The sequence below is a fragment of the Arthrobacter crystallopoietes BAB-32 genome, assembly GCF_000328305.2.
Lineage (GTDB): Bacteria > Actinomycetota > Actinomycetes > Actinomycetales > Micrococcaceae > Crystallibacter > Crystallibacter crystallopoietes_A.
The window spans coordinates 1-12,835 of record NZ_ANPE02000228.1; the positions used below are offsets into that span (position 1 = coordinate 1).

Annotated in this window: 12 protein-coding genes and 1 pseudogene; 9 read left to right on the forward strand and 4 right to left on the reverse strand. The window is 67.5% G+C overall.

The window, feature by feature from the left end:
• The 4 genes from D477_RS17500 to D477_RS17515 all read left to right on the forward strand — a co-directional run.
• Window positions 1-360: enolase C-terminal domain-like protein (locus D477_RS17500; RefSeq protein WP_043847548.1), on the forward strand; the 360-nt coding region annotated here is incomplete at its 5' end.
• A gap of 26 nt (window positions 361-386) precedes the next feature.
• Window positions 387-1,523, forward strand: a complete 1,137-nt coding sequence (locus D477_RS17505) for an L-talarate/galactarate dehydratase (protein ID WP_005272750.1) — start codon at window positions 387-389, stop codon at window positions 1,521-1,523.
• A complete protein-coding gene (gene mqo / locus D477_RS17510) occupies window positions 1,516-3,060 on the forward strand; it encodes a malate dehydrogenase (quinone) (RefSeq protein ID WP_005272752.1) in 1,545 nt (514 codons plus the stop codon). The genes D477_RS17505 and mqo overlap by 8 nt, the downstream gene beginning before the upstream one ends.
• 24 nt (window positions 3,061-3,084) lie before the next feature.
• Entirely contained in the window at window positions 3,085-3,726 is a 642-nt protein-coding gene (locus D477_RS17515; RefSeq protein WP_043847550.1) for a LysE family translocator, read from the forward strand.
• 64 nt (window positions 3,727-3,790) lie between these two features.
• Here the strand turns inward: D477_RS17515 and D477_RS17520 are convergent, their stop codons facing one another.
• The 4 genes from D477_RS17520 to D477_RS17535 are packed head-to-tail and all read right to left on the reverse strand — an operon-like array spanning window position 3,791 to window position 7,310.
• Window positions 3,791-4,195 (reverse strand): universal stress protein, encoded by a 405-nt coding sequence (locus tag D477_RS17520; RefSeq protein ID WP_005272757.1) that lies wholly within the window; start codon window positions 4,193-4,195, stop codon window positions 3,791-3,793.
• Window positions 4,192-5,718, reverse strand: coding sequence for a tripartite tricarboxylate transporter permease (locus D477_RS17525; RefSeq protein WP_005272759.1), 1,527 nt, complete (start codon window positions 5,716-5,718; stop codon window positions 4,192-4,194). Before D477_RS17525 ends, D477_RS17520 begins: the two co-directional genes overlap by 4 nt.
• 22 nt (window positions 5,719-5,740) lie before the next feature.
• Window positions 5,741-6,277 (reverse strand): tripartite tricarboxylate transporter TctB family protein, encoded by a 537-nt coding sequence (locus tag D477_RS17530; protein ID WP_005272762.1) that lies wholly within the window; start codon window positions 6,275-6,277, stop codon window positions 5,741-5,743.
• Window positions 6,278-6,308: 31 nt separating this feature from the next.
• Complete coding sequence (locus tag D477_RS17535; RefSeq protein ID WP_005272764.1) at window positions 6,309-7,310, reverse strand: Bug family tripartite tricarboxylate transporter substrate binding protein; 1,002 nt, start codon at window positions 7,308-7,310, stop codon at window positions 6,309-6,311.
• Between the two features lie 147 nt (window positions 7,311-7,457).
• Here D477_RS17535 and D477_RS17540 point away from each other — a divergent pair, with 147 nt between their 5' ends.
• The 5 genes and pseudogenes from D477_RS17540 to D477_RS17560 all read left to right on the forward strand — a co-directional run.
• On the forward strand, window positions 7,458-8,342 hold the full coding sequence (locus tag D477_RS17540) for a LysR substrate-binding domain-containing protein (RefSeq protein WP_005272765.1): 885 nt from the start codon (window positions 7,458-7,460) through the stop codon (window positions 8,340-8,342).
• Window positions 8,343-8,479: 137 nt separating this feature from the next.
• Window positions 8,480-9,430, forward strand: a complete 951-nt coding sequence (kdgD, locus tag D477_RS17545; protein ID WP_005272767.1) for a 5-dehydro-4-deoxyglucarate dehydratase — start codon at window positions 8,480-8,482, stop codon at window positions 9,428-9,430.
• A gap of 104 nt (window positions 9,431-9,534) precedes the next feature.
• Window positions 9,535-11,142 carry an aldehyde dehydrogenase (NADP(+)) gene (locus D477_RS17550; RefSeq protein WP_005272769.1) on the forward strand — a complete coding sequence of 536 codons (1,608 nt, stop codon included), beginning with the start codon at window positions 9,535-9,537 and terminating at the stop codon, window positions 11,140-11,142.
• Entirely contained in the window at window positions 11,139-12,467 is a 1,329-nt protein-coding gene (locus D477_RS17555) for an enolase C-terminal domain-like protein (RefSeq protein WP_005272771.1), read from the forward strand. The genes D477_RS17550 and D477_RS17555 overlap by 4 nt, the downstream gene beginning before the upstream one ends.
• A 120-nt stretch (window positions 12,468-12,587) precedes the next feature.
• A pseudogene (locus tag D477_RS17560) lies at window positions 12,588-12,835 on the forward strand (AEC family transporter); the annotation flags it as partial.

A 12,835-nucleotide genomic window follows, 5' to 3' on the forward strand; every position in this document is an offset into this window, starting at 1 on the left:
CTGGCCGGCCTCACCGAAACCTTCGGCCTCGGCCTGTCCATGCACTCCAACTCCCACCTGGGCATCTCCCTGGCCGCCATGGTCCACCTCGCCGCCGCCACACCCAACCTCGACTATGCCTGCGACACCCACTGGCCCTGGAAAAACCCCGACGAGGACATCATCACCCCCGGCACCCTCACCTTCGAGGCCGGCGCCGTCACGGTGCCCACCGCCCCCGGCCTCGGCATCGAACTCGACCACGACAACCTCGAAAAACTCCACCGCCAATACCTCGACAGCGGCCTCACCAGCCGCGACGACACCGGCTACATGCAACGCATCCACCCCGCCTACCAACTGAAAAGCCCCCGCTGGTAGCACGCATTGCGATTCGAAAGGGAACCGTGGCTTACTCCGCAGACACCATCCGCAATATCAAGCTGTCGACGGTCACCATGCCGCTGGCCGCGCCCATCTCCGATGCCAAGGTGGCCACGGGCCGCCAGAAGCCGCTGACCGAGGGCATCTTCCTCGTCGCCGAGGTGAGCACCGAGCAGGGCTTCGAAGGCATGGGCTTCAGCTATTCGCTCCGGGCCGGTGGACCGGCGCAGTATGCACACGCCCGGGAGGTCGCGGACGTCCTCATCGGGGCCGACCCGAACGACATCGGCCGGCTCTACGACAAGATGCTCTGGGCCGGGGCCTCGGTCGGGCGCGCTGGCGTCGCACCGCAGGCGATTGCCGCCGTCGACACCGCGCTCTGGGACCTGAAGGCCCGGCGCAGCAACCTCCCGCTGGCGAAGCTCCTCGGCGCGCACCGGGACTCCGTGCCGACCTACAACACGTCCGGGGGCTACCTCAACAGCAGCATCGAGGAAATCAAGGACAACGCCTCGCGGTCGCTCAAGGACGGCATCGGCGGGATCAAGATCAAGGTCGGCCTCCCCGACGGGGCCGAGGACCTGCGACGCGTCGCCGCCATCCGTGAGCACCTGGGCGACGACGTTCCGCTCATGGTGGACGCGAACCAGCAGTGGGACCGCACCACCGCCCTGCGGATGGGACGCCGGCTGGAAGAGTTCGAGCTGACCTGGATCGAGGAGCCGCTCGACGCCTACGACGCCGAAGGCCACGCCCGGCTCGCCCAGGCGCTCGATACTCCGGTGGCCACCGGCGAGATGCTCTCCTCCGTGCAGGAACTCGAGCGGCACATCGCGGCCCGGTCCTGCGACATCCTGCAGCCCGACGCACCGCGGGTCGGCGGCGTCACTCCATTCCTGCGCCTGGCCACGCTGGCCGACCATGCGGGCCTGGACATCGCACCGCACTTCGTCATGGAGATCCACGTCCACCTCGCGGCCTGCTACCCCCGCGAGCCGTGGGTCGAGCACTTCGACTGGCTCGAGCCGCTCTTCGAGGAACGCCTCGAGATCCGCGACGGCCGGATGTTCGTCCCGCAGCGCCCGGGGCTCGGCCTGTCCGTCAGCGGGCAGGCGCGTGCCTGGACCACGGACTCGGTCCTCATCGGCGCGGATGCCTGACGGGGCAACGAGCGGACCGGCGGGACCAGGCCCTGCGTCGGCGGACCCTGCACTGGACGAGTTCGACGCCGTCATCGTCGGCGCAGGTATCATGGGTGCCACCCTGGCCAGCCTGCTGGTACGGCTCGAGCCGGCGTGGCGCATCGCCGTCCTGGAGCGTTTGCCCGAAGCAGGACTGGAAAGCTCCCACGCCTGGCACAACGCCGGCACGGGGCATGCAGGGCTGTGCGAATTCAACTACACGCCCCGCACATCCGACGGCGGCGTCGACATCTCGAGCGCGCTGCGGATCAACGCCCAGTTCCAGCAGTCCTGCCAGTACTGGGCACACCTCGTCCATGAAGGCAGGCTTGGGGACCCTCGCGGCTTCATCCGCCCGGTTCCGCACTTCAGCTTCGCTTACGGGGCCCGCGGAGTCGAGTACCTGCGCGCCCGGCACCGGGCCATGTCGGATCACCCGCCCTTCGCTGCCATGGAGTACAGCGAGGACCCGGCAGTGCTGGCACAGTGGCTGCCGCTCATGTTCGCACACCGGCTCCCGGGCGCGCAGGTCGCCGCGACCCGGGTAGCCGACGGAACTGACGTCGATTACGGTGTGCTGTCACGCCGGCTGCTCGCCGATGCGGCGGACAGCGGCGTGGCAGTACGGCTGGGCGAGGAAGTGACCGGGCTGTCGCAGGACAACGACGGCTGGCTCATCACGTCCCGGACCCTGAAACGCGCCCGCCCTCTGAAAGCCCGGTATGTCTTCCTCGGCGCAGGCGGTGCCACCCTGCCCCTGCTGCAGCGGGCGGGCGCGCAGGAAACCCGCTCCTTCGGCGGCTTCCCGATCAGCGGTTGCTTCTACCGCACGTCGAAACCGGAACTGGTGGAGCGCCATCGGGCCAAGGTCTACGGCCACGCGCCGGAAGGCGCCCCGCCGATCTCGGTGCCGCATCTGGACATGCGCGTGGTCGATGGCCGGGAATACTTGATGTTCGGCCCCTACGGTGCATTCTCTCCGCGCTTCCTCAAGACCGGTTCCTTATGGGACCTTCCCCGTTCGGTCCGGCCGTCGAACCTTCGCACGTTGCTGTCGGCTGCCGTCGACAACTTCGGTCTGGTGGCCTACTTGGTCCGCCAGATCCTGCAGGCTCCGCGGGCCCGGTTCGCCCAACTGCGCCGCTTCGTACCGGATGCCGACCCGGCCGATTGGGAGTGGATTACGGCCGGCCAGCGTGTTCAGACCGTCAAGACCGTGCGGGGCAAAGGAACCATCGCCGGCTTTGGCACCGAGGTTGTGACTGCTGCCGGAGGGTCGCTTGCGGCATTGCTCGGCGCCTCGCCGGGCGCTTCCGCCTCAGTCTCCATCATGCTGGATGTGCTGCAAGCCAGTTTCCCGGAGCGTTTCCCGCAGTGGGAAGGAACCGTGCGGGAAATGATCCCTTCCTTCGGCATGGGACTCGACGACCCCGGACCGGCGTTGCAGGCGCAGCGGAACGCCATCCAAACCCTGCTGCTGGACGGCGGCCGGATTGGGCGCTGCCACAAGCCATGAAAGCTCCGCCGTACTATTGACGGCATGAGTGTGGATCAGGCGTTGTTGTCCTTCGCGGTGGTGGCGGCCCTGCTGACTATCATTCCCGGCCTGGACACAATCCTGGTGCTGCGGGCATCCATCAGCCAGGGCCGGCCGCATGGCTACGCCACGGCGCTGGGGATCAACGCGGGCGCGATGGCGTGGGGTGCGGCGGCAGCGGTGGGGGCGTCGGCCCTGCTGGCAGCCTCGGAAACGGCCTTTGCGGTGCTCCAGTTCGCCGGAGCCGGGTACATGATCTGGCTGGGCGGGACCATGCTGTGGAGGTCGTTCCGGCATGGCCCTGCCAAGAGCCTTGAGGATCCGCATGCCGCACCGGCACGAGGTGGCCTCGTGCTCTCGTGGGCCAAAGGCGCAGGAACGAACCTCCTCAATCCGAAGGTCGGCGTCTTCTATATCGCCATGATCCCGCAGTTCATTCCTGAGGGAGTTTCACCCTTGGGCATGGGCATCGCCCTGGCCGCAGTCCACAACCTGCTCGGCCTGATCTGGTTCTCCCTGATCATCAACGGCACCCACCTCGTCCGCGGAAAACTGCAGCGCCCGAGCTTCGTTCGCGCCACAGACAGGGTCACCGGACTTGCCCTGGTTGGTTTCGGCGCCTCGCTCGCCCTCAAGGGCCGCTGACAGCGAAAGGGGCGGGGCCGGACGGAAAAATCCGTTCGGCCCCGCCCCTTTTCCAGTTCAGTGCTTACGACCCGCCCTGGCCAGCCTTCACCGCAAGGACCGGGCGGTCCGCCTGCAGCAGGATCCGCTGTGCGTGCGAACCCATGATGAACTTGCCGACCTGGCTCCGTTGGCGCAGACCGATGACGATCAGCGACACGTCGTACGCCTCGGCCAGTGCAAGGACCTCGTCTGCCAAATCGTCCGAATGTGTCGACTCAAGGACGGAGGATTCCACTCCTGCCTCCGATGCAGCGGCTGTGATGCGCTGCAGGTCGTCCTCTGAGGCCACCGACTTGTCGACGAGCGCCCCCTCGCGCACCGAATTGACGATGAACAGCTTCTCGCCGCGCAGCTTGGCTTCGGCGATAGCGGTGCGGGCGGCAGCCTCGCCGACGGGAGTAGGAACGTATCCAACGAGGATGCTCATGCGTTTTCCTTTGTCTTGAAGGTATCGACGGCGGCAGCTGCCTTGCGGCGTGCCAGGAGGGACTGGATCATCGGCCAGACTGCGACGACGACGAAAAGCACCAGCAGCGTGGCGGAGATCGGACGGCCGAAGAAGCCGCCGAGGTCGCCGTTGAGCACCAGCAGGGACCGGCGCAGGTTGGCTTCCAGGAGCGAGCCGAGCACAAAGGCCAGCACCAGCGGGCCCGGCTCGAACCCAAACTTCTTCATTAGGTAGCCGATGATGCCGAAGACGACCACCAGGACGACGTCGAACATCGAGTTGTTGATCGTATAGGCGCCGAGCATCGTGATCAACGCGGTGATCGGGGCCAGGATGGCTGCCCGCACGCGCAGGATCTTCACGAAGATGCCAACCAGCGGGATGGACATGATCAGCAGCAGGATGTTGCCGATGTACATCGAGTTCACCACGCCCCAGAACAGGTCCGGGTGCTGGTCGACCAGCTGCGGGCCGGGAGTGACACCCTGGATCAGCAGTGCGCCGAACATCAGGGCCATGGTCGCGTTGGCCGGAATTCCCAACGTCAGCAGCGGAATGAACGAACTGGTCGCCGCCGCATTGTTGGCCGTCTCCGGACCGGCGACGCCCTCGACGGCGCCCTTGCCAAAGCGGGACGGGTCCTTGGCGCGCTTCTTCTCCATCGCGTAGGCGGCGAGGGAGGAGATCGTTGCGCCGCCGCCTGGCAAGATGCCAAGGAAGAAACCGAGGACCGAACCGCGCCCGATGGCACCGGACGACTGCTTCAGGTCCGCGCGCGAAGGCCATACATTGGCAACCTTCGCAGGCGCCTTGGCCGCGCGGTGGCGTTCCTCCAGGTTATAGAGGATCTCGCCGAGACCGAACAGGCCCATCGCCACCGGGACGAAGTCGATGCCGTCGGCCAAGTCGAGGTTCCCGAAGGTGAACCGTTCGGCGCCGGTGAACACGTCGCGGCCTACGGTTGCCAGGAGCAGGCCGAAGGCAGCGGCGATGAGGGCCTTGGTCTTGCTGCCGTTGCTGATCGTGGCAACAAGCAGAATGCCCAGGAGCGCGAGGGCTGCGTATTCGGGCGGCCCGAAATCCAGGGCGAACCCGGCGACGACCGGGGCCAGGAACGTCAGGCCGATGATGCCGATCGTGCCGCCGATGAAGGAACCGATGGCGGCGATGCCCAGGGCGGTGCCGGCCTTGCCCTTCTTGGCCAGCATGTAGCCGTCGAAGACCGTGACCACGGAGCTGGCCTCGCCGGGCAGGCGCAGCAGCACCGAGGTGATGGTCCCGCCGTACTGGGCCCCGTAGAAGATACCGGCGAGCATGATGATCGCGGTTACCGGTTCGATACCGTAGGTCAGGGGCAGCAGGATCGCGATCGTAGCGGCGGGGCCGAGGCCCGGGAGCACGCCGATCAGCATGCCGATGAGAACGCCGAGCAGGCAGTAGAGCAGGTTGTTCGGAGCCAGGACGACACCAAAGCCGTCCAGTACCGGTTGCAGGAAGTCCATGCGTAGAGCCTTTCTGGGACCGTTAGAACAAGTGGGGGATGGTGGTCCCCAGGCCCAGGATGAAGATGCCGTAGAACGCGGCGACGACCAGGACCGAGTAGAGGACGGCCGAGCGCCAGCTTTCACCGCCGAGGAACTTCATCCAGACGAAGCACAGCAGCAGGGACGGGATCTCGAAGCCGATGACAGGCATCAGCGCCACGAGTCCGATGAGCGTGGCGGCCCCGAAGAGCACCAGCCAGGACAGCTTGGAGAACTTCTCCCCCTCGCCGCCCTTGCGGCCGATGATCAGCTGCGCCAGGCCCAGCACCGTGATGACGAGGCTCATGACGAATGGCCATAGTCCCGGCTGCGGCTGGCTGGGCGTGCCCAGTCCCAGCTGCAGGGACAGGACCATGCCGGCGGCGCCAAGGACGGTCGCCACGGCCGCGGCGGCGAAGTTGGCTATCGGCCCTCCCGCCGGCGGCGCTTCGGCTTCCCACTGGGCAGCAAGCTGCTCGGGCGTGAGGTCCTCGTCGGGGCCGGCGGGTACCGAAGTCATATTGGCTGTCTCATTCATGTTGGTGCTCCTCAGGGCCTGGCGCGGCTGCTCAGCTCTCCTTTAGGGAGATGCCGTACTCTTCCGTCAGTTCCTTGTACTTCTCAGCCAGCTCGGTCCACTCGGTGACGACTTCCTCGCCCGAGATCTCCTTCGGGGTCAGCAGGTTCTGTTCGTTGAACTGCTGGTATGCCTCAGTCTTGAAGGTGTTTTCGAAGGCAGTCTTCAGCCGCGTCTTGACTTCCTCGGGAGTGCCCTTGGGAGCCACCATCGCGCGGTACTGGGAGACCGGAACGTCGTAGCCTTCCTCGGTGGCGGTCGGAACATCCGGCAGGAACTCGTTGCGCTCAGTCGAGAAGACAACGATCGGCACCAGCTTGCCGGCGTCGATCTGGGCCTTGGCCTCGCCCAGCTGCACGGTGGCTACCTGGACCTGGTTGCCCAGGACGGCGGTCACGGCCGGAGCGCCGGAATCGAACGGAACCTCGGTGCCCTTGATATCGGCCTGCTTGAGCAGCAGCGCCTGCGCCAGCTGCGAGCCGGTGCCTACGCCGGTGGTGCCGAAGCTGAGGCCGTCCTTCTTGGTCAGGTCCTCAACGGTCTTGACCCCGGCCTCGGGGTTGGCGACCATCACGTAGTCGTCCTGGGAGAGGCCGGTGATGACTTCGAAGTCGTCGATCGACACGGCTTCGGACTCGCCGACGGCCAGCGGTGTGATGGTGATCAGGGAAGCGTTAAGGGTAGCCAGTTCATACCCGTCGGCCGGCTTGCCCTGGACCTCCTTCGCGGCCAGGGCGCCATTGGCCCCGGGTTTGTTGACGACAGGCATGGCGACGCCGAGGTCCTCGGACGCACCTTCGGCAATGGCACGGGCAATCAGGTCGGTCGAGCCTCCGGCGGCGGCACCGACGGTGACGTTGATCGGCTTGGTCGGGTAGGACTCTTCGGTTCCGGAGGACCCGGAACCCACATTGCCGCCGCAGGCCGTCAGGGCGAGGATGGCGGAGGCAGAGGCCAGCCCCACGATGGCCCGGCGAACAGGAAATGCTTTCACTTCGAAGCTCCTTGATTGATAAACCGCGATACGGGCGCCGGAGCCTCGATGTGAACGAGGTCACGGCGCTTCGGTGTTCGAGCTTAGAAAACGATTATGATGCATGTCCAAGCCCGATACTGCATTGAGTAATACTCGAAAGGCATCATGTTTACCCTCGACCAAGCCCGCAGCTTTATCGCTGTCGCGGAGGAACTGCACTTCGGCCGGGCGGCCGAACGCCTGCAGATGACCCAGCCCCCGCTGAGCCGCCAGATCCAGAAGCTTGAGCGGAGCATCGGCGTCGACCTCCTGGAACGGGACAACCGCAAGGTCAGTCTGACTGCCGCAGGACGCGCGTTCCTGGCCGAAGCCCGCCGGCTCGTGGTGGCGGCAGACCGCGCGCCCGTGACAGCGCGCCGCATCGCCGCCGGCCAGGCGGGCGAACTGCGGATCGGTTTCACTGCCGCCTCGGCCTTCAGCCTGCTGGGCCCGCTGCTGGAGCAGATTTCCACCGAGCTGCCGGACGTGGACGTCGACCTCCAGGAACTCGTCACCAGCGAGCAGGTCCAGGCACTGCTCGACGGCGACCTGGACCTTGGGCTCGCCCGCCCGCCTTTCGATACCGATCTGTTCCAGTCCCACCTGCTGCTCTCCGAGGACCTGCTGCTCGCCGTGCCGGCAGGCCACGAGCTGGACCAGCTCACCGGCCCGGTGCACGCGGCCGACCTGAAGGACGTGCCGCTGATCATGCACTCGCCGGTCAAGGCCCGCTACTTCTACGACCTGGTGGTGCGGAGCGTGCCGGTCGAGCACGCCAACGTCGTTCACGAGGTCAGCCAGATCCTGACCATGGTCGCGCTCGTCACCGTCGGCCGCGGCGTGGCCTTCGTGCCGGAATCCGCCCGGCTGCTTGGTATCGAGGGCGTCTCCTACCTGCGCCTGGCCGATGTGCCCTCGGATACCGTCGAGCTGCATGCCATCTGGAGTCGGACCGGACACAACCCGGCGCTGCGCCAGTTGCTGGACGCTGTCTGGTCCGGAGCCAGCTAAGGATCGTCGTCGTAATTCCTTTCCTGCATCAATCCATACAAAATGGGGCTTGGACAGGCATCACCAGCCCTTCCTAGGGTGGACACAACAAACCACCCCGACCGCCGTCCGCGGCACCATCACAAAGGAAGATGCACGTGGCCCAGTACACGCCCCAGGAACTCGCCGACAAGCTGAAGGAAGGCCTGCTCTCCTTCCCGGTCACCGCGTTCGACGCCGACCTGAAGGTTGACGAAACCGCCTACCGCTCCCACTTGGCCTGGCAGTCCAGCTTCGATGTCGCCGGCCTGTTCGCCGCCGGCGGCACCGGCGAGGGCTTCAGCCTGACCCCCGAGGAGTCCGCGCGGGTCGTCCGGATGGCCGTCGAAGAAGCCGGCAGCCGCGTGCCGGTCCTGGCCTCCGCCGGCGGGTCCACCGCCCAGGCCATCCAGAACGCCAAGGACGCCGAGGCCGCCGGTGCCGAGGGCCTGCTGCTGCTGCCGCCGTACCTGACCGAATGCGACCAGGCCGGCCTGCTGGCCCATGTCTCGGCCGTCTGCGCAGCGACCAGCATCGGCGTCATCGTCTACAACCGCGCCAACGCCATCTACTCGGCTGACACCGTTGCCAAACTGGCCGAGCGCCACGCCAACTTCATCGGCTTCAAGGACGCCCTCGGCGACATCGAGCACCTCACCAAGGTCTACGCCAAGAACGGCGACCGGCTCTTCTACCTGGGCGGCCTGCCGACAGCCGAGACCTTCGCCCTGCCGCTGCTGCAGCTGGGCATGAGCACCTACTCCTCCGCGATGTACAACTTCGTGCCGGAGTTCGCCCTGGAGTTCTACCGCGACGTCCGCAACCAGGACCGCGTGGCCGTCAACGAGAAGCTGAACCGCTTCGTGCTCCCCTACCTGGACATCCGCGACCGCGCCAAGGGCTACGGCGTCTCGATCGTCAAGGGCGGCCTGAAAGCGATCGGCCGCGACTCCGGTCCGGTCCGCCCGCCGCTGCAGGACCTGACCGAGCAGGACATCGCAGACCTGTCCGCCCTGATCGACGCCGCCGGCATCCGTCCGCGGGACGCCGCCGTGGCACAGCCTGCCTGAAATAACGACGACGAGAGCGGTCGCCTCCCGGAGGCGGCCGCTTTCGTCCCGGTCCGGGACCGGACACCGACCGCACACCACCGCAGTCAGAAGGAGTACCCCCGATGCCCACGACAGAAACCACGCTGGCCGGCCACTCGATCATTGCCGGCGCCCAGGTAGCCGGCAACGGCCGCACCATGAACGGCTTCGACCCGCGCACCAACAGCGTGCTGGAGCCGGCCTATACGCTGATCGACGAGGACCAGCTCGCAGCAGCCACCGCTGCCGCCGAGGAAGCGTTCGAGAGCTTCAGCTCCCTCGATCCGGAAACCCACGCCGCCTTCCTCGAGAAGATCGCGGACAACATCGAGGCCGTCGGTACCGAACTGGTGGAGCGCGCTATGGCCGAAACCGGTCTGCCGGAAGCCCGGCTGACCGGCGAGCGCGGCCGCACCACCGGACAGCTGCGCCTCTTCGCCCAGGTGGTCCGTCAGGGTGACCACCGCGGCGTGCGGATCGATCCGGCCCAGCCGGAGCGCCAGCCGATGCCCCGCGCGGACATCCGCCAGCGCAAGGTCGCCCTCGGTCCGGTCGCTGTTTTCGGCGCCAGCAACTTCCCGCTGGCCTTCTCCACGGCCGGCGGCGACACCGCCTCCGCGCTGGCCGCCGGCTGCCCGGTGGTCTTCAAGGCACACAACGCCCACCCGGGCACCAGCGAGATCGTCGGCCAGGCCATCGCCGAGGCCGTCCGGGACTGCGGCCTGCACCCGGGCGTCTTCTCACTGATCTACGGCCCCGGCACCAGCATCGGCCAGGCCCTGGTGGCCGATCCGGCGATCAAGGCCGTGGGCTTCACCGGCTCGCGCTCCGGCGGCACGGCCCTGATGGCAACGGCCGCGGCCCGCCCCGAACCCATCCCGGTCTACGCCGAGATGAGCTCCATCAACCCGGTCTTCTTCTTCGACGGCGCCCTCAAGGGCGATCTCGACGCCCTTGCCCAGGCCTACACCGCCTCCGTCACCGGCTCCAGCGGCCAGCTCTGCACGGCCCCCGGCCTGGTCTTCGTGCCGGCTGGCGAGACCGGCGACCGCTTCGCCGCGGCCGTCAACCGCGCGCTGGCCACGGCACCCGGCCAGACGATGCTGACCAAGGGTATCGCCGACTCCTGGAACTCCGGCGTCGCAGCGCTGGGTTCGCAGGACGGCGTCGAACTCGTGGCCAAGGGCCAGGACGGCGCGACCGAGAATGCTCCGGCGCCCGCCGTCTTCGGTACCAGCGTGGACACTTTCCTGTCCAACCCGGTCCTGCACGAGGAGATCTTCGGCGCGGCCTCGCTGATCATCCGCTACGCCTCCGCGGAGGAACTCGTCGCCGCCGCCCGCCGGCTCGAAGGCCAGCTGACCGCCACGCTGCACCTGACCGACGAGGACCACGCCACGGTCGCCCCGCTGCTGCCGGTGCTGGAGCGCAAGGCCGGCCGCATCCTCGCCAACGGCTGGCCCACAGGCGTCGAAGTGGGTCACGCCATGGTCCATGGCGGACCGTTCCCCGCCACGTCGGATTCGCGTACGACGTCGGTCGGCACCTTGGCGATCGAGCGTTTCCTCCGCCCGGTGGCGTACCAGAACATTCCGGACGCCCTGCTGCCGGCGCCGGTGCGCGAGTCCAATCCGTGGCACCTCAACCGCCGCATCGACGGCACCGTGAAGCGCGCAGGAGAACAAGCATGAGCCACCAGCCGACCATTGCCGCCGTCGAGGTCGTCCCGGTCGCCGGGCACGACTCGATGCTGCTGAACCTCTCCGGGGCGCACGGCCCGTTCTTCACCCGCAACGTCGCCATCATCACTGACTCGGACGGCCGCACCGGCCTGGGCGAAGTGCCCGGCGGCGAGAAGATCCGTGCCACCATCGAGGACGCCGGCCGGATCATCATCGGCCAGCCGGTGGCCCGCTTCCGCTCGCTGCTGCGCGACGTCGCCACAGCCTTCGCGGACCGGGATGCCGGCGGCCGCGGCTTGCAGACCTTCGACCTGCGCACCACCGTGCACGCGGTGACCGCCGTCGAATCCGCCCTGCTGGACCTGCACGGCCAGTTCCTCGGCGTCCCGGTGGCCGAACTGCTCGGGGACGGGCAGCAGCGCTCGGCCGTACCGATGCTCGGCTACCTCTTCTATGTCGGCAACCCGGACAGCACCGACCTGCCCTACCTGCGCGAGCCCAACGGGGCCGACGACTGGGAGCGGGTGCGCCGCGAGGAGGCCATGACTCCGGAAGCCGTGATCCGGCTCGCCGAGGCAGCCCAGGCACGCTACGGGTTCCAGGACTTCAAGCTCAAGGGTGGCGTGCAGGCCGGCGACCTCGAGGTTGACGCCGTGGCCGCGCTGAAGCAGCGCTTCCCGGACGCCCGGATCACGCTGGACCCGAACGGCGGCTGGCTGCTGCAGGACGCCATCCGGCTGGGCCAGCGGATGCGCGGCATCGTCGCCTACGCCGAGGACCCCTGCGGCGCCGAAGGCAAGTTCTCCGGCCGCGAGGTGATGGCCGAGTTCCGCCGCACCACCGGGCTGCAGACTGCAACCAACATGATTGCCACGGACTGGCGGGAAATGGCGCACGCGGTGCGCTCGAACGCCGTCGATATTCCCCTGGCCGATCCGCACTTCTGGACCATGGCCGGCTCAGTCCGCGTGGCGCAGCTCTGCCACGAGTTCGGCCTCACCTGGGGCTCGCACTCGAACAACCACTTCGATATCTCGCTGGCCATGTTCACCCATGTGGGAGCCGCCGCGCCGGGCGAGATCACGGCGCTGGATACGCACTGGATCTGGCAGGATGGACAGGGCCTGACCCGCAACCCGCTGCTGATCCGCGACGGCGAAATCAAGGTACCGGACGCCCCGGGGCTCGGCATCGAACTGGACCGTGCGCGGCTGGATGAGGCGCACGCCCTGTATCTGGAGCATGGCCTCGGCGCCCGCGATGACGCCGTCGCCATGCAATACCTGGTGCCGGGCTGGGAGTTCGATCCCAAGCGCCCCTGCCTGGTGCGCTAGAACTGCCTGCCGGAGCCCGTCTGCGAGGACGGGCTCCGGCTTGTTTTTGCCCAGCCACTGATTTTGGCTGTCCGCCCCATGGGCCGGCAGCGTTGCGACCGAGGAGGTCTGTTGGAAGGCGTGCTGCTCGGTTTCGGAGTAGTCCTGGCGCTCGTCGCCGTCGGTTTCGGCGCGGCGGCGCTGCTGCCCCGGCAAACTCCGGCCATGCAGAAGGGCCTCACGCCGGCCATCTACTACATCACCAACCCGGCGCTGATGTTCATCCTGCTCGCCGAGACGGACCTGGGCGCCGTCATCGGCGTCTACACGCCCATCGCGCTGATCACCGCCGCGGTGGCCGGCGGGCTGTACGCGCTGGCGGCGCGGCT